The organism is Psychrobacillus sp. FSL W7-1457, assembly GCF_038593405.1.
GTDB lineage: Bacteria > Bacillota > Bacilli > Bacillales_A > Planococcaceae > Psychrobacillus.
Genome location: NZ_CP151993.1, coordinates 3,628,863 through 3,650,278, shown reverse-complemented (window position 1 = coordinate 3,650,278; position 21,416 = coordinate 3,628,863). Strand labels below are relative to the sequence as shown.

General features: G+C 37.4%; 24 protein-coding genes and 1 riboswitch. Of the genes, 18 read left to right on the top strand and 6 right to left on the bottom strand.

Annotated features, from left to right (window positions below):
* Positions 1-33 precede the first annotated feature (33 nt).
* Positions 34-224, top strand: a riboswitch (cobalamin riboswitch).
* A gap of 170 nt (positions 225-394) precedes the next feature.
* The 3 genes from NSQ95_RS17890 to NSQ95_RS17880 all read left to right on the top strand — a co-directional run bounded on the left by NSQ95_RS17890 (position 395) and on the right by NSQ95_RS17880 (position 2,227).
* A complete protein-coding gene (locus tag NSQ95_RS17890) occupies positions 395-934 on the top strand; it encodes a hypothetical protein (RefSeq protein WP_340881578.1) in 540 nt (179 codons plus the stop codon).
* A gap of 3 nt (positions 935-937) precedes the next feature.
* A complete protein-coding gene (locus NSQ95_RS17885; protein ID WP_340881580.1) occupies positions 938-1,858 on the top strand; it encodes an ABC transporter substrate-binding protein in 921 nt (306 codons plus the stop codon).
* 123 nt (positions 1,859-1,981) lie between these two features.
* Positions 1,982-2,227 (top strand): DUF1700 domain-containing protein, encoded by a 246-nt coding sequence (locus tag NSQ95_RS17880; protein WP_340881581.1) that lies wholly within the window; start codon positions 1,982-1,984, stop codon positions 2,225-2,227.
* A gap of 521 nt (positions 2,228-2,748) precedes the next feature.
* Here the strand turns inward: NSQ95_RS17880 and tatA are convergent.
* Positions 2,749-2,955: a twin-arginine translocase TatA/TatE family subunit gene (gene tatA / locus NSQ95_RS17875; RefSeq protein ID WP_340885831.1), complete on the bottom strand. Its 207-nt coding sequence runs from the start codon at positions 2,953-2,955 to the stop codon at positions 2,749-2,751.
* Positions 2,956-3,416: 461 nt separating this feature from the next.
* Between tatA and NSQ95_RS17870 the strand changes: the two genes are divergently transcribed.
* The 3 genes from NSQ95_RS17870 to NSQ95_RS17860 all read left to right on the top strand — a co-directional run bounded on the left by NSQ95_RS17870 (position 3,417) and on the right by NSQ95_RS17860 (position 6,276).
* Positions 3,417-3,674: a hypothetical protein gene (locus NSQ95_RS17870; RefSeq protein WP_342560017.1), complete on the top strand. Its 258-nt coding sequence runs from the start codon at positions 3,417-3,419 to the stop codon at positions 3,672-3,674.
* Positions 3,675-3,752: 78 nt separating this feature from the next.
* The gene (locus NSQ95_RS17865) at positions 3,753-4,532 is read left to right on the top strand and encodes a gluconate 2-dehydrogenase subunit 3 family protein (protein WP_340881585.1); all 780 of its coding nucleotides are present in this window, start codon (positions 3,753-3,755) and stop codon (positions 4,530-4,532) included.
* A gap of 28 nt (positions 4,533-4,560) precedes the next feature.
* On the top strand, positions 4,561-6,276 hold the full coding sequence (locus tag NSQ95_RS17860; protein ID WP_340881586.1) for a GMC family oxidoreductase: 1,716 nt from the start codon (positions 4,561-4,563) through the stop codon (positions 6,274-6,276).
* A 262-nt stretch (positions 6,277-6,538) separates the two neighbouring features.
* Here the strand turns inward: NSQ95_RS17860 and NSQ95_RS17855 are convergent, their stop codons facing one another.
* Entirely contained in the window at positions 6,539-6,928 is a 390-nt protein-coding gene (locus NSQ95_RS17855) for an NUDIX domain-containing protein (RefSeq protein WP_340881588.1), read from the bottom strand.
* Between the two features lie 139 nt (positions 6,929-7,067).
* Between NSQ95_RS17855 and NSQ95_RS17850 the strand changes: the two genes are divergently transcribed.
* The 8 genes from NSQ95_RS17850 (at position 7,068) to NSQ95_RS17815 (ending at position 11,505) form a co-directional block, all read left to right on the top strand.
* Entirely contained in the window at positions 7,068-7,274 is a 207-nt protein-coding gene (locus NSQ95_RS17850) for a helix-turn-helix transcriptional regulator (RefSeq protein WP_340881589.1), read from the top strand.
* A 2-nt stretch (positions 7,275-7,276) separates the two neighbouring features.
* Positions 7,277-7,684, top strand: a complete 408-nt coding sequence (locus NSQ95_RS17845) for a hypothetical protein (protein ID WP_340881591.1) — start codon at positions 7,277-7,279, stop codon at positions 7,682-7,684.
* Between the two features lie 86 nt (positions 7,685-7,770).
* Positions 7,771-8,256 (top strand): low molecular weight protein-tyrosine-phosphatase, encoded by a 486-nt coding sequence (locus NSQ95_RS17840; protein WP_340881592.1) that lies wholly within the window; start codon positions 7,771-7,773, stop codon positions 8,254-8,256.
* 2 nt (positions 8,257-8,258) lie between these two features.
* Positions 8,259-8,693: a GNAT family N-acetyltransferase gene (locus NSQ95_RS17835; protein WP_340881593.1), complete on the top strand. Its 435-nt coding sequence runs from the start codon at positions 8,259-8,261 to the stop codon at positions 8,691-8,693.
* Positions 8,694-8,705: 12 nt separating this feature from the next.
* Positions 8,706-9,137: an HIT family protein gene (locus NSQ95_RS17830; RefSeq protein WP_340881594.1), complete on the top strand. Its 432-nt coding sequence runs from the start codon at positions 8,706-8,708 to the stop codon at positions 9,135-9,137.
* 238 nt (positions 9,138-9,375) lie between these two features.
* Entirely contained in the window at positions 9,376-10,092 is a 717-nt protein-coding gene (locus tag NSQ95_RS17825) for a YebC/PmpR family DNA-binding transcriptional regulator (protein WP_340881596.1), read from the top strand.
* A gap of 224 nt (positions 10,093-10,316) precedes the next feature.
* Positions 10,317-10,772 (top strand): hypothetical protein, encoded by a 456-nt coding sequence (locus tag NSQ95_RS17820; protein ID WP_340881597.1) that lies wholly within the window; start codon positions 10,317-10,319, stop codon positions 10,770-10,772.
* Positions 10,765-11,505, top strand: a complete 741-nt coding sequence (locus tag NSQ95_RS17815; protein WP_340881598.1) for a hypothetical protein — start codon at positions 10,765-10,767, stop codon at positions 11,503-11,505. Before NSQ95_RS17820 ends, NSQ95_RS17815 begins: the two co-directional genes overlap by 8 nt.
* Positions 11,506-11,582: 77 nt before the next feature.
* Here NSQ95_RS17815 and NSQ95_RS17810 read toward each other — a convergent pair whose 3' ends face one another.
* The 4 genes from NSQ95_RS17810 to NSQ95_RS17795 all read right to left on the bottom strand — a co-directional run bounded on the left by NSQ95_RS17810 (position 11,583) and on the right by NSQ95_RS17795 (position 17,294).
* Entirely contained in the window at positions 11,583-12,005 is a 423-nt protein-coding gene (locus NSQ95_RS17810; protein WP_340881599.1) for a DUF4395 domain-containing protein, read from the bottom strand.
* Between the two features lie 326 nt (positions 12,006-12,331).
* A complete protein-coding gene (gene abc-f, locus NSQ95_RS17805) occupies positions 12,332-13,987 on the bottom strand; it encodes an ABC-F type ribosomal protection protein (protein ID WP_342560016.1) in 1,656 nt (551 codons plus the stop codon).
* 295 nt (positions 13,988-14,282) lie between these two features.
* Positions 14,283-16,253, bottom strand: a complete 1,971-nt coding sequence (locus NSQ95_RS17800; RefSeq protein ID WP_340881602.1) for a TRAP transporter permease — start codon at positions 16,251-16,253, stop codon at positions 14,283-14,285.
* Between the two features lie 42 nt (positions 16,254-16,295).
* Positions 16,296-17,294, bottom strand: a complete 999-nt coding sequence (locus tag NSQ95_RS17795; protein ID WP_340881603.1) for a TAXI family TRAP transporter solute-binding subunit — start codon at positions 17,292-17,294, stop codon at positions 16,296-16,298.
* A gap of 336 nt (positions 17,295-17,630) precedes the next feature.
* On the opposite strand from NSQ95_RS17795, the gene dapD reads away from it, so the two are divergent.
* From dapD to NSQ95_RS17775, 4 genes are all read left to right on the top strand, one after another.
* Positions 17,631-18,344, top strand: a complete 714-nt coding sequence (gene dapD / locus NSQ95_RS17790; RefSeq protein WP_340881605.1) for a 2,3,4,5-tetrahydropyridine-2,6-dicarboxylate N-acetyltransferase — start codon at positions 17,631-17,633, stop codon at positions 18,342-18,344.
* Between the two features lie 11 nt (positions 18,345-18,355).
* A complete protein-coding gene (locus NSQ95_RS17785; RefSeq protein ID WP_340881606.1) occupies positions 18,356-19,483 on the top strand; it encodes an N-acetyldiaminopimelate deacetylase in 1,128 nt (375 codons plus the stop codon).
* 528 nt (positions 19,484-20,011) lie between these two features.
* Positions 20,012-20,821 carry a class I SAM-dependent methyltransferase gene (locus NSQ95_RS17780; RefSeq protein WP_340881607.1) on the top strand — a complete coding sequence of 270 codons (810 nt, stop codon included), beginning with the start codon at positions 20,012-20,014 and terminating at the stop codon, positions 20,819-20,821.
* A gap of 107 nt (positions 20,822-20,928) precedes the next feature.
* Positions 20,929-21,375 carry a GNAT family N-acetyltransferase gene (locus tag NSQ95_RS17775; protein ID WP_340881608.1) on the top strand — a complete coding sequence of 149 codons (447 nt, stop codon included), beginning with the start codon at positions 20,929-20,931 and terminating at the stop codon, positions 21,373-21,375.
* Positions 21,376-21,416 lie beyond the last annotated feature (41 nt).

Genomic DNA, 21,416 nt, shown 5'->3' with positions numbered 1-21,416 from the left:
AATGAGAGGCTATGGTACACTTACGATAAGTGAATAATTTTGCAGGGAAAAGGTGCTGACTTGTCAGCTTAATTGGGAATTCGGTGAAAAACCGAAGCTGTATCCGCAACTGTAAATGCTAATGAAATAAGAAAAATACCACTGTCGGCTAGAAGTCGATGGGAAGGTTCTTAGAGTAAAATGATGCATGAGCCAGGAGACCAGCCTTTTCTTGAACGTATAAATACTCTTCGGAAGTTAAGGGATTGTACGGCACGTTTCTATTTTGAGATTGAATTTCTAACGATAAATAGGTATTGCGCCGCCCTTTTAGGGGTGGCGTTTTTTTGTGCTGTAAGAAGTCGAGTATTTTATTGCTGAAATTTCACAAATACATTGGAAAGGAGGCTAGGAGATGAAAAAGGATTTACGTTATATTTGTTATCCATTTATGAGAGAGAAACCTTCTACTGTAGATTTTGAAATCCAAACGGATTCATTGACCACTCGGATAGGACTTGCTGCATCTTTAACAAAGGATATACCAAGAGTTTACGAAGACTTAATGTACCTGGCACCTATGGCATATCACTTAAATGGTTCTGTTAGAGGTAAGTTGGCAATTAGCGAACAAGATTTAAATATTCTTAGTGATATGTATGATTTTTACGTAAGTGAAGTGGAAGGTAGAGTAAATCTATTTGTACTGCCACAAGGTTCTACCGCAGCCTGTGAATTACATGTCTGTCGGAGTGAAGCGAAGAAATCTGTTAGGGCATTACATAAGGTTTCATTAGAAAGAGAAGTGCCAGAGATATTATTCGACTATACACAGCTACTGGCAAATGTGTTGTTTGTCATGGCGGTCTATGTAAATAAACAGCACGGGGTAGATGAAATTCAATTTGTTAGTAAATCATATCCAATACAAAAAAAGAAAAAAGTGGAGGAATAACAAATGAACAAACAGTTAAGGAATTGGTTAGCGGTATTATTAATATCTGTATTTCTTGTAGGGTGTCAGGCAGATAAAGAAACTGTCTCGGAAGAAATAAAGGAATATTCCGTAACGGATGATAGGGGTAAAGAAATTATATTTGAAGAGGTTCCAGAAACAATTGTTTCTCTGCAACCGAGTAACACTGAAATCTTATTCGCTCTTGGTGTTGGCGAAAAAATTGTAGGTGTAACAGACTATGATAACTACCCAGTAGAAGCACAAGATATTGAACGGATTTCCGATTCTATGAGCTTTAATGCAGAGCGTATTTTGGAGATCAACCCTGATGTCGTGATTGCTTATACGACAGGTTCTGAGGAAGAGCTTAAAGTGTTGGAGAATGCGGGACTAAATGTATTCGTCATTCAATCGGCACTGTCATTTGAAGACGTTTATGGAGATGTTGCACAACTTGCCTCAGTAATGGGGATAGAGGAGAAAGGAACTGATCTTGTTAATTCTATTCGTGACACTATTAAAGGTGTTCAAGACAAAGTAGCTGTTGTAAATGAAAAGAAAGAAGTCTATTTTGAAATAAGCCCGTCACCTGAAATATTTACAACAGGTAAAGATACATTTCAACAAGAGGTTTTAAATAACGCTTCTGTTAACAATATTTTTGCAGACCAAGAGGGATGGATTAAATTATCTGAGGAAGATGTCATCAAAAGAAATCCACCAATCATCTTGACTACTGTAAATTATGTAGAAGATCCAATTGGTGAGATTAAAGCTCGTCCAGGTTGGGGCCAGCTAGAGGCAGTTCAAAGTAATGCTGTATTCCAATTAGATCAAGACATTATGTCACGTCCCGGACCAAGAATTGGAGAGGCAGTAGAGTTGGTGGCTAAAACCGTATATCCAGAGTTGTTCAAATAAAGTTAAAGGTTGGTCCTGACAAGAAGCAGGACCAACTTTTTATTTAAAACAAGGTACCTTGCAATGAACAATAGTGTTATGGTATAGTACTATTTAATGAATAGTACTGAGGGAGAGAGAAACATGACAGCGAATATTTATATTGAGACGTTAGAAAAAGAGCTTTATATGTTGAATACAAAGGAACGCCAAGCCATAGTTCGAGATTTCCAAAATTATTTTTGTGATTTGTTAAAAGAGGGACAATCTGAACAAGAAACCATAGTATCATTAGGAGCACCATCATATATAGCAAGGGAATTACTTAAGGCTTACTCAGAAGAGGAAATGATTGTTGTAGAAGTAAGATATGACAGTGCATATGTATAAAATGTGGCAAAGGCTAGTAACCCTTTCGTAGCACAATATCAAATACAATTGTTTAGTAAACTGAACTAGTTCAACTTTTTTATATGATAGGAATCCATATTTCCGAATAACAGTTTGGATCAGATGGGTCAACATCTGTATACACTTCCATCTCTGATGTTCATGCCTGTTTGTAGGAGCTAGAGGAAAACCGTTTGGAGTAAATTTGTTTCCAAGCTTTCCACATAGCATCGGGCATTGCTCCATGGCCTCAAAGGTCGCCTATTTTGATGCTGGTATTTATAATGTCTCCAGCTTTTCAAGGTGCATCACCTACATGACTGACCCCTATCTAATAATCCATCATACTGTCGACTTCAACATTTTCTCCCATCACACAAACACCAAGAGGACCTTTTATTTCTTCGTTATTTAAAGAAATAATGAGCAACAAGCTTTTGTATAGATTCTTATAGACTGATCTAGCAACGTATATTAACACATGCAAAAAGCCGCCTATTAGAATTAGGCGGCTTTTTGTATTAGATATTTTTTTTAGTTGCTGTTTCTTTGTCTTCTATTCTAAATTCTTCTGCAACATCGTCTACTATATCTTTAGTTGAGCTTTTAAATTCTTTTAACGTCTCTCCAACTGCTCTACCCAATTGAGGTAATTTTTTCGGACCGAACACGATTAAAGCAATAATTAATATAATGATTAAACCTGGTATTCCGATATTTGGCATTATAGTCTCTCCTATACTGTTTCTATATATTCTCATGTGTTTTTTTCAATAGTAGTTAATCATATATAAAATTGGTTGTTTTGTATCAATAACACATTATACTCCTACGTTTAAATTTGTAAATAATTTAGTATTAAAAATGATCAAATGGTGTGAGCTGGAAAATTCTCCTCGTTATAAAAGTCGCCTTTCCTTTTGCAGGGATTTTATTATATAAATATAATTTTATCGTTTATTTAACCAAGAAATATAATTACTTTATACCGATAATACAAGGGTTTTTACTATTAATCTGCAATAATTATAAAAATTTAATGTTTTTTCAGAATAAAATTATATTTTATTATTCGAAATAAATATCTAGTATTGAAGAAATAAAAGGAGTAGACTGTAAAACGGTTGTTTTGTTTTGTATAAAAATTACATTTTCATAGTTGTGTGAACTATGTTAAAGGAGAATAAAAGTGACGCAATATAACTTAGAAGAATTAAAACTGTTGAATCAAGTAATTTTTGCTTTATTTATAGTAGCAGATTTAGCTCTTGGCCTCTTTTACTATAATAATGAGTTTCCTTGGTACGCGTTAATAGGTTCAAGTATCGGATTATCTATTATTGTTTTTTGCTGGACTGGAAAAAAATATATATACTTTATCTCATTTTTATTGGTTTATACAATCTTATTCTCATTAGTTTATAACTGGCATTCAGTTTTTCATTAATGAGGATTTTTTCAACTAATTGTTTACCTAAATAAATATTTAACCTATTTTCAACTAATTTACATTGGAGGTCATATTATGTCAGAACAGGAAAACAAGACTACATACTTAGATAAACGTTCATCTAGACGTACTTTTATCAAAAACTCTGGATTAACAGTTGGTGGAGTTGTATTAGGTGGAGCACTCGGTTCTTTACTAGGGAAAGACTCAACGTCTAAAACTAACGAGACTGGGGTTCATTCAGCAACTACTAGTGTTAACTTCAACCAAGCACTGATGTATTTTGACAAAGCACAATTTGATACGATAGAAGCTGCAGCAGAGCAAATTTTCCCTAAAACTGAGGTAGGACCCGGTGCGAAAGAATTACTTGTTGCATATTATATCGATCACCAACTCGCAGGAAGCTTTGGTCTGAACTCAAAAGAATATATGACCGGTCCTTTCTTTCCAGGAGAAGCAGTTCCACAACAAGGGTACCAAACACATTTGAATCGTCAGCAAGTGTTTAACCTTGGAATTACAGCTTTAAATGCAGAGGCTGCAAAGAAATCCGATGATAAACCTAAATTCGCTACTTTAACAGAAGAACAACAAATCGAAATCTTAAAAGATTTTGAAGCTGATAAAGTTAAATTAAATGGAGCTGTTAGTGCATCCTTTTTCTTCTCTTTACTTAGAAAAGTAACAATTGAAGGAGTATATGCTGACCCTATGTACGGCGGTAACAAAGATATGGCTGGTTGGAAAATGAAGAATTTCCCTGGACATCAATCAAGTTATACTAATGTGTTAGAAAAAGATGAATTCGTGAAAATAGATCCTATGAGCTTAAACTCTCAGCATCAACACTAATATACACCAATAGAAAGGGTGAACAACTTTGGCAACTAAATTACCAAAAACAGATATAGTTTTAGTAGGGGTAGGCTGGGTAGGCGGTATTATCGCAGCAGAACTCACAAAAAAAGGATACAAAGTAGTGGGTATTGAACGTGGTAAAGAACGTTCAACTGAGGATTACTTTATGGCTCACGATGAATTACGTTACGCAGAGCGTAAAGAAATGATGCAGGATCTTTCTAAAGAAACAATTACATTCCGTCATAATACGACACAACGAGCATTACCTTACCGTGAATGGGGTAGCTTCCTAATCGGAGAAGGAACAGGTGGATCAGGAGAGCATTGGAATGGTCAAACTTACCGCTTCCTACCATACGATTTCGAGATCTATTCAGAAACTGTTAAACGTTACGGAAAAGGTAAAATCCCTAAAGGGATGATGCTTCAAGACTGGGGTATAACATACGAAGAGTTAGAACCATACTTTGATAAATTTGATGCCATGACGGGTATTAGCGGGGAGGCGAATCCACTACCTGATTCTCCACAAATTAAATATCCTAACCCGCCGATGCTGGAAACACCTGCTATAAAATTATTTAAAAGTGCAGCGAAAGAGCTTGGATATCATCCATACCATATGCCTTCTAACAATCTATCGCAATCTTATACTAATCCAGATGGCGTTTCTCGTGGCGCTTGTCAATATTGCGGTTTTTGTGAGCGTTTTGGTTGCGAATATGGAGCAAAAGCTTCACCAGTAGTTACAGTATTACCTGTAGCTAAAGAAACTGGTAACTTCGAAGTACGTACTCATTCTGTTGTACGTAAAGTTCTACACACAAATGGAAAAGCTACTGGTGTGTTATACGTTGATATACGCACTGGTGAAGAGTTCATCCAAGAGGCAGATGTAGTTGTAGTATCAGCCTATCAAATGAACAATATTAAACTATTATTAAACTCTCAACTTGGCCGTCCATATGATCCAGTTACTGGTACAGGTGTTATTGGTAGAAACTATGCATACCAAACAATTCTGGGGACTGCTGTAGGTTTCTTCGATAAAGAGTTCAATCTATACGGTGGTGCAGGATCTCTAGGAGCCCAAATTGATGACTTCAACGGAGACTTCTTTGATCACACTGACCTAGATTTCTTACATGGTGCGACAATTCAAATTACCCAATTAGGGGATCGTCCTATTGCAAACAATCAGATTCCAGCAGGCGTTCCTACTTGGGGGAAAGAATTTAAAGACGCTTCTGTTACAAATGCAAACCGTGCTCTTATTGTTAAAGCACAAGGGGCTTCCCTACCTTGGCAAGATAATTACATCGATTTAGATCCAACTTATAAAGATGCATTCGGTGATCCATTACTTCGTATGACGTTTAATTGGAAAGATCAAGACCGTCAACTAATGAAGTTTATGGGCGAAAAATCAGCTGAGATCATGAAAAAAATGGGTGCAAAAGATATCAAAATTAATGGCCTCGAAGTCGGAGATTACGATATTCGTAACTACCAATCTACTCATAATACTGGTGGAGTAATTATGGGCTCTGATCCAGAAACAAGTGCTTTAAACAGCTATCTACAAATGTGGGATTGTGAAAACGTATTTGTACCAGGTGCAAGTGCTTTTGCTCAAAACTCAGGTTACAACCCAACTGGTACAGTTGGAGCACTAGCATATCGTGCTGCAGAAGGTATTGAAAAATACTTAAAAACTGGCGGATCTTTAGTTTAAGAACGAGACGCTTCTATATAAACAAATAATTTTGCTTAAACTTTACAAATAATTTTTACTCATAGAATTAGCCAACAACTTATAAACTGCTATCTTTTTTCCATCAAAAGAAGGTAGCAGTTTTTTAATATATGGATTCATCCACAAAATTTTAACTACTCTATTAAGAAACTTGCACAGTCTTTATAAATACTTCTAATATATTTGTGTTAATTTCAGTCTGTACATTATGAACCGAATTTTTGGGGTTTCCTTGGACTGTTTAATTTGCCAAGATTGCTTCTACTATTTCTTTAGGACGAACATCAAGAGTAGATAAATCCTTGAGGTCGATCCAAATCGGTTCATATTTTCCTTTTTCTTGAGAAGTGCTTACATATTCATCTCCACATCCGGCGCCAAACGTACCGCTTACAATAACAGCTAAATAATAATATTGAGTTCCGCTATATGGTAGTACTTTAAAAAGTCTTTGGATGCGAACATGTACCCCTAGCTCCTCATATGTCTCGCGAATAGCTGCCTCCTCAGGGGTTTCCCCATCCTCGATACCTCCACCAGGAAATACATAATAGGTGGTAAATGGTTTCGTTCTTTTAATCAGTGCAACTCGACCTTGTTCTAAAATAATAGTGGCTCCTCGATTTCTCATCTTATTCCCCCTACACCTATTTTTAAGAAAATTATAACAAAAAATTAATGAAAACATGTAAAGAGTTCTTTACATTGGGTAAATTTTTGATTATTCTGTATGTAAAGATATATTTACATTGTAAGCAAGGAGGAAGTAAATGGCAAAGGTCATTAATTATATAAGAGAAATCCGATTAAAAAAGGGGATAACTCAGGTTCAAATGGCGGGTGATTTACAAATTACCAGACAAACCATTACAGCGATTGAAAACCATAAATACAATCCCAGCTTAGAGCTTGCACTTAAACTAGTACGTTATTTTGAAGTACCTATTGAAGAATTATTTTATCTAGAGGAGGAATAAGGATGAAGAAGGGCTATGAGATCCTATTGTATGGAATTATTAGTGGATGTATCATTGGTGGCTCGTTTTTAGGGGTGTATATCGCGGGTAAAGAGGAAGGCATCTTCAATTGGGGGCTATTCTTGCCCATGTTAGCTGGAGCATTAGGGGGCTTTACTGTCTTTTTGCTTTATGCATGGTGGCGTCAAAAACGGATAGGAAATGTACCGGATATGGATGAACGCACAACTGTAATGATGAAGAATTATTTTTCTACTGTACTTTATGTTGTCCTCTTCGTTACAGGGGCGATACTATTAATATTATTCGCGCTTGGTGTTGAATCAATAGAAATAGGAATGCTCATTATTTATATGATGATTCTATTTATGTTAATTGGTATTGGTACTTTTATAATCAAGAAGATTTGAGGGACATAGAAAGGGTATTATAAAGATAGTTTATAGGATTGATAAAGCATATGGAGTATCAATAGACTAAGAAGGGATGTTAAAAGATGATTCATATTTTATTTGTCTGTCTCGGTAATATTTGTCGTTCTCCCATGGCGGAGGCAGTATTTAAGCATCTAGTAGCAAAGGAAAAATTAGAAGCGAGTATACAAGTAGATTCAGCTGCTACAAGTGGCTGGCATATTGGAGCCCCACCACATCAAGGGACAATAGCTAAGCTGAAAGAATATGACATTTCCACAGAGGGTATGTCCGGACGTCAGCTACAAAAAGAAGATTTTGAAGAATTTAACTATATTGTTGGTATGGATGAAAATAATATTAAAGATATACGACACATGCTTGGTCAACCTGACCATCCCAAAATTATTCGTTTTTTAGATTTGACTGAGCACAAGAAAGATGTACCTGATCCTTATTTCACTGGTGATTTTCAGGAAACCTATGATTTGGTTTTAGAGGGCTGTGAAGCACTTTTAGGCAAAGTTAAACTCGATTATAAAGAGCAACTGGAGCAGGAGGGGGAGTAAAGGTGGAGTATGAATATTTTCATGGGGTACCGGACAAACAGACGCTTTCTGGTGTTTTGGAGCTACATAAGCATGTATTTGATGGCTCGGACTTGGCAACAGAGAAGTTAAAAGAAAAAAACAATTTAATCCTGTTTGTAGCAAAAGATGGAGACCGTGTAGTAGGATTTAAAATTGGCTACGACTACGGAAATCGCACCTTTTATAGCTGGCTTGGCGGTGTTCACAAGGATTATCGTGGAAAAGGAATAGCGAAAGAGCTGATGCGTAGACAGCATGAACTTGTTAAGTCAATGGGGTACACAAAAGCACGTACCATCTCAAGAAATGAAAAAAGAGAAATGCTGATTTTAAATATAAAGTTTGGGTTTGATATTAAAGAAACATTTATAAGTAATAAAGGTAAGCATAAAATTGTGCTAGAAAAAATGCTGTAGGGAGGAAACTAAATGACCGATTGCTTAGGCTGTATGTTAGCGAATAAAAAACAAGAGATATTTGTTATATTTGAGAATGATCATATTACCTGCTTTTTAGACCATGAACCCTTTAATAATGGGCATGTGCTGATACTTCCGAAAAGGCATTATGAGGATGTGGATGACCTAGATGTTGAGGTAGCCTATTCTATCATGGATGCATCTAGGCTAATCTCTAAGGCTATCAAAAGATTATATGCCCCAGATGGGATTACAATCTGTCAAAATGGAGGAGTCTTTAGTGAATTGACCCATTATCATATGCATGTTATACCAAGGTATGAAGGGCAACAATTTGCAGAGTTTTATCAAGATGAGCCACTCGTACGTAATCTAGAAAGCATGCAAACTGTTACAGCTAAACTAAGAGACTCTGTTCGGAACGTTTTAGCAGAAGGTTAATAAAATAATTGGCTGAAAGAGTCTTGTCCTAAGAATGGAAAGACTCTTTTTTTCTTATGGAATTGTTATTGTTAATAGTTAGGTCTAACTAAGATATTCTCCTGGATATAAAGGTATCTGAGTGTGGAGTGAATGGAAGTTAATGTATTAATTTTTGCTACTTGTAAGGAATCTAATGTATAATAACACAGTAGAATTCTAGAGTACGAAAACAATAGGAGAAAGAGAGTGGGACTTTATGGGTCGTAAATGGAATAATATCAAGGAAAAGAAAGCTTCCAAGGATGCGAATACTAGTCGTATTTATGCCAAATTTGGTCGTGAAATATACGTTGCAGCAAGACAAGGTGAACCTGATCCCGTCTCCAATCAAGCGTTAAAGGTTGTATTAGAGCGTGCGAAAACTTACAGTGTGCCAAAACATATTATTGATAAAGCAATTGAAAAAGCAAAAGGTGGATCTGAGGAAAGCTATGACGAGCTTCGCTATGAAGGATTTGGTCCAGGTGGATCAATGGTTATCGTAGATGCATTAACAAATAACGTAAATCGTACTGCTTCTGATGTGCGTGCTGCATTTGGTAAAAATGGCGGCAACATGGGAGTTAGTGGTTCCGTATCTTACATGTTTGATGCAACAGCAGTTATTGGGTTAGAAGGAAAAACAGCTGATGAGGTATTAGAAATCTTAATGGAGGCTGATGTGGATGCTCGTGACATCTTGGAAGAAGAAGACGCGGTCATCGTATACGCTGAGCCAGATCAATTCCACGTGGTGCAAGAAGCTTTAAGAGCAGCAGGAGTTGAGGAATTTACAATTTCTGAGCTTACAATGCTTGCACAAAACGACATTGCATTGGATGCAGATGCACAAGCACAATTTGAAAAAATGATTGATGCTATCGAAGACTTAGAGGACGTTCAGCAAGTCTATCACAATGTAGAATTAGCTTAATGATATACAGAGAAAATCTTCACTTCAGGAAACTGGAGTGAGGATTTTTTTTGATATGGACTTTCTACAAAGTATATGAACCCCAAAGACAAATCATTTAGCAGAATGGAAATAAGTGACACATGGGCTAAGCGTTTATCAAGGCAAGAAGAATCCTATTAATTTTTTTAAAGAAACTGTTGGAACTATGGAGCGTCTAATTGGTAAAAGGGAGAGAAAAGAGAATGAGGACATCCTATATTTGTGCATTAATCCTGCTGTTAGGCAGCTTCGTCATCCTAAGCCCAGCTATGGCAAGCTGGGCATATCAGTTTGTAGTTTGGGATGGTGACGTGTATATAATTACAGAAGAAAACGTAGAGAAAATAGGCAAGGAGATTGGACACGTCACTAAATACTCCGATAGAGAAGGAACGTATTCAGGTAATTTTTCTAATACATTTCCTAAAGGGACTAAGTATTATGAAATAGTGGAAGTAAATCCAGAGGAAGCTATTGCTGTTGAATCAGAAGTAGGGATATACGTGAAAGCAAATAGTGACGGAGAGTATGCGGGAAGTAAGAAGAACAATTGGAATACAATATCCGTTTCTTTCATTGGAGGGGTACTCCTTGTTCTCTTCATAGCTATTGCTATAACGTATGGCCTTGGAAAGAAAGGGAAAACCAATCGTGGATAAACCAGTTCTTGTCACCGTAACTCATGATCCAGATGGGAAAAGTTTAGACCTACTTAAAACTTACCATCAGGCACTTTCTAATATATATGGAGATGTATATTTAACCATAAGTGATGAAACTTCTAAGAAATTGTTAGAAGTAATACAAAACACTGCAGTTAAATATCGTGTAATTCCTAAAAAGGGAGCAGCTGATGCTAGAAGGCAAGCTCTAAAATTTTCACTTCAGAGTCATAGTGAGCATTACCATTATTGTGATTTAGATCGGATACTGACATGGATACATAGTTATCCAAATGAATTAAAGAGAGTAGTAAATAAAATATCTAATTATGACTATTTAGTTATAGGCAGAACACAACAGGCCATGCTCACTCATCCATTGGAATGGATCGAGACTGAAAGAGTGACCAATAAAATATTTTCGTTGGAGGTAGGGCAAAGCTTTGATATTACAGCAGGATCCTGCGCCTTTAAAAGAGAATGCGCTAATTATATCAATCATTATTCGAATGCCAAAATGACGGATGCAGAATGGGCCATGATTGCATACAGAATAGCAGGATTCCAATTAGGCTACTTGGAAGTGAATGGACTTGAGTATCACGAAGAGGTAAATGGAATAACAGGAGAAATGAATGATTCGGAGAGATGGTTTAAGCGTTTGAAACTAAGCTACATCATTAGTGAAACAGCTAGAAGTACTGGAAGAAACATGAATTGTGAAGAGTGAAGAAACTCTTTGTGCTTTGGATAATCGTTAATGTCAAATAAAAAAAGAGTAGAACTGTGACGTTCTTCTCTTTTTTTTTAATGGGTAGCAGAGTTATTTCTCCGATATTTCCATTGCTGATACTGGAAACGAAAGAAGCAACCTATACAAAACCCTAATATAGCTACAAATGCTGCTAAGCCAACCATGACTGTTGCAATATTAAATAAAATGCTCCACTTTAGGAAAAAGCTAATGCTAGCTACAACTAAAAAGCCAACTGCAAGCCATTGATTAAATCTTAGCTGATCATAATCCTCTTGGATGTATTCACTACCAGGCTTCTTTAAAAACCTTTTAGCTATAAATAAGATAGGGTGGAATCCAATTAATAAACTTGATAGATTAGCTATTAATGGTATAAGTAAAATCCATGCTGATTGAATAAGAAGCGCTATGACTACGGAGGTTACTATTGACCACTGATTGACCATAACAAGGGGTTTTGGAATTGTCTTCATCTTAAAACCTACTTTTCTGATTGGATTTCTATTATTATATGTTGATTTTCAGTTAATGTAAATTAATTTAGACCTCAATGACCTATTTCCCGGGAAATCGACATATTTTTTGAAAAGTGTCTGAGAAATAACTAGTCAATAAATTAAAAGACGTGAAATCAACCACAACTTGATTTCACGCCCTTATTTCTTTTTAAATGATCTCTCTTATTGTTTGGTAGGGAGACGGCGACGAGGAGATTGAAGCCGTGCCCTCGGAAAGCTTCTGTCGTAACAGAAAACATACATTTTATTTTGAGGAGTGTTACGTCACATCCTCTTTTGTGTTATTTGGTTTTTAACTTATTAATCTTTTGGGTCAGTAAATTAAATTGCTCATCTAACTCGGCATACTTGGAATCCTTAGGTAGAAGGTAGCTTAATTGGCCTAAAATGGCGAGACGCTCTGTTTCTAAAGTCAGGAGAATTTTTTCGACTTCATTTTCCTCTTCTCTATGGAGCCACTCATTGTAAGTCATCTCGACTTTCTGGACTTTCTTATTTTCAAATATAAGTAGCTTGTTGGTTAACTTTTCTAAAAAATAACGATCATGAGTTACAAGTAAAATAGTACCCGGATAAGTGGAAAGAGTTTTTTCTAGCTGTTCTCGAGAGGGTAAATCGAGATGATTCGTAGGTTCATCTAAAATAAGTACATCTTTTTGATCTAACATGAACTCCATTAACTTGAGTTTTACCCTTTCACCCATACTCATAGTAGAAATGGGACGTAGCCAATGGTCCTTTGAAAATCCCAAGTTGGTCATCAAAGTTTGAATAATTCCTCGTGTTTCGAAATCTGTAGTTGCAAAAAAGTTAGAGGGGGTCTGCTCATTCGGAAGGTCGAATACAGTTTGTCGTAAATAGCCGATATTCATCGAATCCGTTTTCCAAAGCTCACCATCAAAGGGTTCCTCTCCTATAAGCATCCGAAAGAAGGTTGTTTTACCACTTCCATTAGCTCCTATAATACCAACGCGTTCATTTGATTGAATAGTAAAAGAGGTATTTTGGAAAAGAGTTTTGGCATTAAAGGATTTGCTTAAATTTTTGGCTTCTAGAATGCGTTTTCCCTTTTTCTTATTCCCGTCAATAGAGAAATTGACTTCCTTTTCCTCTACTGGACGGTCTACCCGATGCTTAGAAAGCTCTAGTTCTAATCGTTTTTGTTTAGAACGGATTTGAACATCCTTTTTCTTCGCCTTCATTCGGAAATATTCTTTGTAGCCATCCTTCTTTGTAGACTCAGCGTGAGCCTTATTAGTCCATTTTCTTAACTCTGCAATTTGTTTTTCTACAAGTTGTACTTTCGATTGTTGCGCGTTGTATTCTCTCTGTTGAGTAAGGAGTAATTCTTCTTTTCTTTTTCGGTAGGTAGAATAATTTCCTTTGTAAGGAGTTAGATTTTGATATTCAATTTCCCATATATAATTGGATACTTGATCTAAAAAATAACGGTCATGAGAGACTAAAATAATGGTTCCGGGATAGGTAGCTATTTGCTCCTTTAAAAAAGATAGACTGCTTTGGTCTAAATGATTAGTAGGCTCATCAAGTAATAGTAAGTGAGACCTTTCTGCAAAAACTTTAGCTAGTCTTTTTTTCATCTTTTCTCCACCACTTAAACTATTATAAGAAAGGGTACGGGGTACAGACCACTTGCTCATATAAGTCCATTCATCCTTCTCCACTTCAGTTGAATAGAAATTCTCGTCCTCTTGCTTGCAGTAGCTAATGGTCGGAGGAGCTCCTATCCATTCGATTTGTCCAGAAGAGGGGGGAGCTTCGCCTGAAAGGACGGACAAAAGCGAAGATTTACCTTCACCATTTCTCCCTACAATACCTATTACAGCACCTAAAGGTATATCCGTTTTTATATTTTTAATAATTTCTTTATGACCATGTGTAATGCTTAGATTTACTATTCTTCCTTGTATTGTCATAACATTTCCTCCCTGCCGGAGAGACTAAAAAAATCCCTCCGTTTCTAGACGGAAGGATTCTGCTGCCATTTAAATGTACGACAAAAAATAACTACAACATGTTTGCAGTAATTTCATTGACCTGATTTGAAAAATGGGCAGACTAATCCTATTTCCGTTTTAGCTAAAAATATTTTTCTGCGTAAAGCAGTAATATTAAGCGAGAAATAAGATTATAAAATCATAGTCCACCCATCGTCCCTTCGATATTAGTTACTAATAATATAACATATTCTTCTGAAAATTAAAGGCTTAATTAATACAGTGCTTGACTAGACCTTGGACTTTCCATTTCAAGCTCATCGTCTGTTCTTCTTTTTTGTATGAACCAAATTCCTATGATAAGCACGAGTCCAATCGCACTACTTAAAACCTCAGGAACAATAAGCATTAACCCGGCTACAAATAAGACAGATCGCTCCCAAAACCTTGAATATCTAATGAAATAGCCAATCATAGAGCTACTTACCGCAACCATCCCAATTAAAGCACCAGCTAAGGATAGTATCATGCTGATTGGTTCCACATCTACCATCACTAAAATTGGATTATAGATAAAGATAAATGGAACGATAAAGGCCGCAATGGCTAATTTGACTGCGTTCATACCCGTTTTAAATGGATTTGCGCCGGCAATGCCTGCCCCTGCATAAGCTGCTAGACAGACAGGAGGAGTGATGTCTGCGACTATTCCAAAATAGAATACAAACATATGTGCAGCAATTGGAGCTACTCCAAATTCATTTATTAATACTGGAGCAGCAATAGTAGCAGTAACTACATAGTTTGCTGTAGTAGGTAAACCCATTCCTAATACAATACAAGCAATCATAGTAAATATGAGAGCAAGAATTAGATATCCGTTGGATAGGGCTATCACTCCAGCAGCAAATTTGGAGCCAAGGCCTGTCATACTTACTATTCCAGCTATAATACCAGCTGTAGCAACCGCGGCTATAACTGGAAGAGCAACTCTTGTACCTTGCTCTAAAACATTTATAGTCTTTTTAAGGGACATTCTTGTTTCTTTGCGTATTAAGCTCACTAGAAAGGCAGCGACTATTCCAAATAGTGCAGCACGCTGCGGAGTAAATCCGTAAATAATGGTTCCTGTAATTACGAAAAGTGGTAAAAGCATATACCAATTCCGTTTCATCGTCTTTGTAAAAGAAGGTAATTGGGACTTAGGCAATCCATGTATCTTTAGTTTTTTTGCTTCAAAATGTGTCCCTATAAAAATACCGGTAAAATAGAGAATGGCTGGGATAATTGCGGCCATCATAATAGTTCCATATGATACCCCTAATATCTCCATCATAATGAACGCGGCTGCACCCATCATAGGAGGCATAATTTGTCCGCCGGTAGATGCAGCAGCTTCAGTTGCTCCAGCAAATTCCGGCTTAAATCCTGCTTTTTTCATCATAGGGATGGTGAAGGATCCAGTTGCCACCGTATTACCAACGGAGCTTCCTGATATAGTTCCTTGCAGTGCACTAGCTACAACTGCGGTTTTTGCTGTACCACCTGTATATCTTCCTGTTAAGGAAAAGGCTAAATCATTGAAGAATTTCCCTACGTTTGTTTGTACGAGCATTACGCCAAAGAATAGGAAGAGGAATATAAACTTTGCTGAAATTTGAACTGGGGTGCCAAAGATTCCACTTTCTTTGTACCAAAGTGCAGTAGCGGTTCGCTCAATCGAAAATCCAGGATGTGAAAGGATTTGAGTAGGGACAAAATTTCCGAAGATAGCATAAAGTATGGCTACTAAAGCCACTATCACGATTGGTAAGCCAACCGTTCTTCTGGTCGCTTCCAGGACGAGAAGAATCCCAAGGATGGAAATAATTACATCAGGTATGCTATATCCGGAAATTCTGCTCTGTAAAATTGAATCAAAAAAGAATATTTTATGGTAGGTCACATACATCGCAGTAAAGGCAAGTACAATGTCATACCAGGGGATATTCCTTTGAGTTTTAATTAAGCTCCTTTTGAATGGATACAAAAGAAAGATAACTCCGAGAGCAGTTCCTACATGGACAGCCCCTTGTTTTTGGGTGGGCAGAGTTCCAAAGTAGGCAGTATATAGATGGAATACGGTTAAGGCTACACCTAAAAAGGTAACGACCCATGCCCACTTTCCAATATTTGTTCGGAACTGATTTTCTTTATCGTATTTTTCCAATATTTCTTGTGCATTTACAGGTTGCTGATCTTTCATTGCCTCACCTCATCTTTAACTAGATTTATTTATACATCGATTTTATTTTACATCGTCTAAGCTTTTAATATCTGAGCTTTCACGTGTAACAATTTGAATAACCTCTGGATAAATATGACCAATAAAAGCGGCGTTTGGAACCTCATGTCCTTCAAATGCAGCCTCACCATTTACTGCTTGTAATGCTGGCACATGTACAGACATTCCTAAATCCATGTTGCCGTCTCGAATACTGGATAGATTTTCTACAGACGCTCCAGTTTCTGTATTAGTTAAGTTAAATCCTTCTATATGCTTGTTCCAAATGCTCGCCATCTCTCCGCCTAGTGGATAATAAGTGCCGCCTTGGCTTCCGGTACCTAGAATAAAATCATTTTTTCGATTGCTTTTGTCAGCAGTCAGCTCTGCGACCGGATTGTCTACAGTAAGACCCTGTTCTTCATAGTAACGTTTAGCCCCAGGATGAATTGGAAGTCCTTCAGCTCCGTTTAGAGCATTTTCTAAAATCATTTGCTTTGCCTGAGCATGTGTATTTTCACTGGCATTTTCAATCATGATCTTAGTTAGCTCATACCCAAGTTCTTCATCAATCGTGTCCGTGCTTCCCATTAAAATGGCGTACGCTGTAACCGTTTCTACATCGGAATCCAAAAAGTCATACGTGTCCTTAGGTATAGTGTGACGTCTATAGCCACTATTCTCTTCGATATAGGAAATCGCATCATCAGATAAACTCATCATTACTACATCTCCTGCAGAATTCTGCAAGCTCTCAATACTAGCAGCAGGGAGACCAAGTATACCTATAGAAATATCAATGTTGCCATCCTGTACACCATCAGCAGCATCTCCGAATCCTTCCTGATAAGCCTTGTAATCATCGTCTGTAATTCCATATGCATCTAAAATTAGCTTGGAAACAGAGTTAGTTTCACTAGCAGGTGGGCCAATTGCAATATTTGGCTTACCCCCACTACATCCAGCCATAAAAAGTGCTAAAACTGTGACGAACAAAATAATGCTAAAACTTTTCTTCTTCATTTTCTCTCCCCCCAAAGGATTATTATCATCTAAATGACAGCGTTTTCAAATTTAAAAACAATAATATAATTGTCATTTTAAGTAGATGATTATTAATATTATACTTTTAATCTAAAATTTTACAACTAAATATCAGTATTTTCAGATATTTAAGATTTTATTACAGATATATTGCAGGTGCCTGGCACCTGCAATATATCTGTAATAATTCTGAGTAGGTGTGTTGGTTTGTATTAATAGATGGAGTTAATTAATTATTTCAAAATGTATTTAAATTCGTGATTTTTAATAAAAATTACTGTACAATAAGCACATATTTGAGGAGGTAATGAGAACATGAAACAGTTAGATGCACATGAGATTATTTCTTACATTCAACACGCAAAGAAATCCACACAAGTGAAGGTATACATAAAGGGAAATGGTATTGACCAACTTTCTTTTGGGGATAATACAAAAGTTTTTGGACAAGGAAATTCTCTTATTCTATTTGGAGAATGGTCGGAAATTCAACCTGCTTTAGAACAGCATAAGGATCAAATCGAAGATGTAGTAGTAGAAAATGAGAGCAGAAATTCTGCTATTCCACTATTAGATTTAAAAGGGATTAATGCGAGAATCGAACCAGGCGCAGTTATCCGTGATCAAGTAAGCATTGGGGATAATGCGATTATCATGCTTGGTGCAGTGATTAATATCGGAGCCGTTATAGGTAAAGGAACAATGATCGACATGGGAGCAATCCTTGGTGGCCGTGCGACGGTTGGAGACAATTGTCATATCGGAGCTGGAGCAGTGCTTGCAGGTGTTATCGAGCCACCTTCTGCAACTCCGGTAATTATTGAAGACGACGTATTAATCGGTGCGAATGCCGTAGTCCTAGAGGGATGCCGTGTTGGAAAAGGTGCGGTTGTTGCAGCTGGAGCAGTTGTTACGAAAGACGTGCCTCCTTATACAGTTGTTGCTGGTACCCCTGCAAAGGTGATTAAGGATATCGATGCACAAACAAAATCTAAAACAGAAATCATGCAAGAACTACGTCAAATTTAAGAAGGTGACATATGAAGGCCTTACTTGATATTCGTCGCGATTTGCATCGTATACCGGAGCTTGGCTTTGAAGAAGTGAAAACGCAAGCATACCTTTTAGAGCAGATCGGGTCCCTTCGGCAGGATCGGTTAACGACTATTACTTGGAAAACAGGAATTGTCGTGAAAGTAGAAGGGCTTCAACCAACTCAAACGATTGGTTGGAGAACTGATATTGATGGTCTGCCAATCACGGAAGCTACAGAGGTTAACTTTTCTTCTGAGCATCTAGGGAAAATGCATGCATGTGGTCATGATATGCATATGACTGTTGCACTTGGGTTACTAGAAAAAATAGTAGGTACACCAATAAACGACAATATGGTGTTCTTGTTTCAGCCAGCAGAGGAAAGCCCAGGTGGTGCTCTTCCGATGCTTAACTGGTTAAGGGAAGAACATCCTGAGCTAGTACCTGACAAGATATTTGCTTATCACGTAGCACCGGAGTATCCAGTTGGGACGATAGCTACCCGTCCTGGCCTCCTATTTGCGAATACGTCGGAGCTTTACATTGATTTAATAGGGAAGGAAGGGCATGCTGCATTTCCACATCAAGCAAAGGATATGTCGATAGCTGCAGCAACCCTATTGTTGCAGTTGCAGTCCATCGTTAGCCGTACAGTTAACCCAATGAAACCTGCAGTATTAACGATTGGTAAATTTACATCAGGCACCGTACAAAACATTATTTCAGGTCATGCTCGTTTAGAAGGAACGATTCGAACGATGGATGCTACTACGATGGCATTAATAAAAGAAAAGATAGAGGCTTTTTGCCATGCTACTGAAATCGCGTTTGAGTGTGAGGTAAAAATTGATTATGGATCATCCTATTATCAGGTGTATAACGATCATGACATTACCAATGATTTTCTTGCTTTTGCTGATCAGCATCAAGCAACCAACGCCATTCATTGTGACGCAGCGATGACAGGTGAAGATTTTGGATATTTTTTAAAAGACATACCAGGCATGTTATTCTGGGCGGGTGTCGATTCTCCTTTTGGTCTTCATCATGCAAAGATGAACCCAAGTGAAGAGCTATTAGACTATCTTATCCCTTTTGTGGATCAGTACTTTAGAACACTTACAAGCAATTAAACAAGAAAAGCGCAGGCGCCTATCCCTGCCCCGACAGGCAAATGGGAAAATGCGAGGAGGCAGTACCTCAGCCACCGGAGCTTTTAACCATTTGACCCCGAGGGGCAAGGCGGTGGAGCTAGACATCGAGAAAAGCGCAAGCGCCTATGTCTGCCCCGACAGGCAAATGGGGAAAGGCGAGGAGGCAGTACCTCAGCCACCGGAGCTTTTAACCATTTGACCCCGAGGGGCAAGGCGGTGGAGCTAGACATCGAGAAAAGCGCAAGCGCCTATGTCTGCCCCGACAGGCAAATGGGGAAAGGCGAGGAGGCAGTACCTCAGCCACCGGAGCTTTTAACCATTTGACCCCGAGGGGCAAGGCGGTGGAGCTAGACATCAATCTATCCACAGGTGCAGAATTCTATAATTTTCTAAACAACGGAAAGGACAGAGACAATCTTGCTCTGTCCTTTTTTATCAAATATTGTAGAAATCAATTCCTTACATGAGTTAGGTACAAATAAATATATTTAAGAAAGCGGGTGTTTTATGAGTAATATTATTAGCTATTACAACCAATTTGACGAATGGGGAAGACTAGAAAGAGAGCCAATTGAATTTCAGGTGAATTGGCACTATATCATGAAGTATATGCCTCCTATTGGAAAAGTCCTTGATAACGGAGCTGGCCCTGGGAAGTATTCCATTAGGCTAGCAATGGAGGGCTACAACGTTACGTTAACGGATCTCACTCCCAAACTAGTAGAAATAGCGAAAGAAAAAGCAGAAGAGTTTAATCTAAAAAGTCATTTCACCGATTTCCTAGTGGCTGATGCAAGAGACTTATCTAAAATCCAAGACGAGCAATTTGATGCGTCTCTTATGCTTGGTCCTATGTATCATTTACAGGAAGACATTGATCGGGTAGAAGCGATAAAAGAATTACATAGAGTGACTAAAAAGGGAGGAATTGTTTTTGTTGCCTTTATGCCGAGAGTTAAACACTTATTAACCTCTTTGACACACCCAGAGAACTGGAAACCACATGACCAGATGGACGACATCCTTCAATTCAATCAAACTGGCTGCTTTGATCATCAGGAGACTGGACGTTTTACTGGAGCCTATTATTATAATATCGATGACATACAGCCTTTTATGGAATCGAACGGATTTCAAAGTCTGGAATTGATTGGCTCAAATGTAGCTGCAACATTGAACAAGGTAAGTTGGGACTACTGGAAGGAAAAAGGGGAGCAGGAATACGATAAATTAATAAACTTGCTAATTGAAAAAGCCAGCGACCCTTATATGCTAGGGGTATCATCTCACCTGCTGTACATTGGAACAAAAAAATAGGCTATGTTAAAGGTAATGGTGTTTTTAGTATTTTTTTTGAAATGTTACAATTAAACTAACAGTGCATTTAGTTATAACTTAAATATTTATAAATAGGAGTTGTATTAATGCAAATACAAAACGTTTCGGAAGAAGATTATTATAAAGTAATTAATGTTTTGAATGAATGGTGGGGTGGTCGAGAGATGACACATTTGTTGCCTCGCCTGTTTTTCGAGCATTTTCAGTCGACTAGTTTCATAGTTGAAGATAATGAAGTATTATCTGCATTTCTAATTGGATTTGTGTCGCAAACAAATATAAATGAAGCATACATACATTTTGTAGGTGTTAACCCAGAATTCAGGAAGAACGGTTTAGCAAGAGAGTTATATGAATTGTTTTTTGCTAAGGTTCGAAGTTTAGGTTGTAACACTGTCCGTTGCATTACTACACCAGTAAACACGAGTTCTGTCTCTTTTCATAAATCAATGGGTTTTTCCGTATCCTTAAAAACTGATTACGCTGGTGTGGGACAAGACCGCATTTTATTTTCTAAAAATATTGCTACTTAAAAATTGTCCTTGTTCAATTAATGCGTGCGTTAGGTAAAAAC

Excerpts from the sequence above, each read along its gene's own strand:
- NSQ95_RS17780 (WP_340881607.1), top strand. The coding sequence starts at position 20,012 with ATGAGTAATATTATTAGCTATTACAACCAATTTGACGAATGGGGAAGA.
- NSQ95_RS17880 (WP_340881581.1), top strand. The coding sequence starts at position 1,982 with ATGACAGCGAATATTTATATTGAGACGTTAGAAAAAGAGCTTTATATG.
- abc-f (WP_342560016.1), bottom strand. The coding sequence starts at position 13,987 with ATGACAATACAAGGAAGAATAGTAAATCTAAGCATTACACATGGTCAT.
- NSQ95_RS17850 (WP_340881589.1), top strand. The coding sequence starts at position 7,068 with ATGGCAAAGGTCATTAATTATATAAGAGAAATCCGATTAAAAAAGGGG.
- NSQ95_RS17810 (WP_340881599.1), bottom strand. The coding sequence starts at position 12,005 with ATGAAGACAATTCCAAAACCCCTTGTTATGGTCAATCAGTGGTCAATA.
- NSQ95_RS17830 (WP_340881594.1), top strand. The coding sequence starts at position 8,706 with ATGACCGATTGCTTAGGCTGTATGTTAGCGAATAAAAAACAAGAGATA.
- NSQ95_RS17890 (WP_340881578.1), top strand. The coding sequence starts at position 395 with ATGAAAAAGGATTTACGTTATATTTGTTATCCATTTATGAGAGAGAAA.
- NSQ95_RS17825 (WP_340881596.1), top strand. The coding sequence starts at position 9,376 with ATGGGTCGTAAATGGAATAATATCAAGGAAAAGAAAGCTTCCAAGGAT.
- NSQ95_RS17775 (WP_340881608.1), top strand. The coding sequence starts at position 20,929 with ATGCAAATACAAAACGTTTCGGAAGAAGATTATTATAAAGTAATTAAT.
- NSQ95_RS17795 (WP_340881603.1), bottom strand. The coding sequence starts at position 17,294 with ATGAAGAAGAAAAGTTTTAGCATTATTTTGTTCGTCACAGTTTTAGCA.
- NSQ95_RS17845 (WP_340881591.1), top strand. The coding sequence starts at position 7,277 with ATGAAGAAGGGCTATGAGATCCTATTGTATGGAATTATTAGTGGATGT.
- NSQ95_RS17855 (WP_340881588.1), bottom strand. The coding sequence starts at position 6,928 with ATGAGAAATCGAGGAGCCACTATTATTTTAGAACAAGGTCGAGTTGCA.
- NSQ95_RS17840 (WP_340881592.1), top strand. The coding sequence starts at position 7,771 with ATGATTCATATTTTATTTGTCTGTCTCGGTAATATTTGTCGTTCTCCC.
- NSQ95_RS17800 (WP_340881602.1), bottom strand. The coding sequence starts at position 16,253 with ATGAAAGATCAGCAACCTGTAAATGCACAAGAAATATTGGAAAAATAC.
- NSQ95_RS17820 (WP_340881597.1), top strand. The coding sequence starts at position 10,317 with ATGAGGACATCCTATATTTGTGCATTAATCCTGCTGTTAGGCAGCTTC.
- NSQ95_RS17865 (WP_340881585.1), top strand. The coding sequence starts at position 3,753 with ATGTCAGAACAGGAAAACAAGACTACATACTTAGATAAACGTTCATCT.
- dapD (WP_340881605.1), top strand. The coding sequence starts at position 17,631 with ATGAAACAGTTAGATGCACATGAGATTATTTCTTACATTCAACACGCA.
- NSQ95_RS17785 (WP_340881606.1), top strand. The coding sequence starts at position 18,356 with ATGAAGGCCTTACTTGATATTCGTCGCGATTTGCATCGTATACCGGAG.
- NSQ95_RS17885 (WP_340881580.1), top strand. The coding sequence starts at position 938 with ATGAACAAACAGTTAAGGAATTGGTTAGCGGTATTATTAATATCTGTA.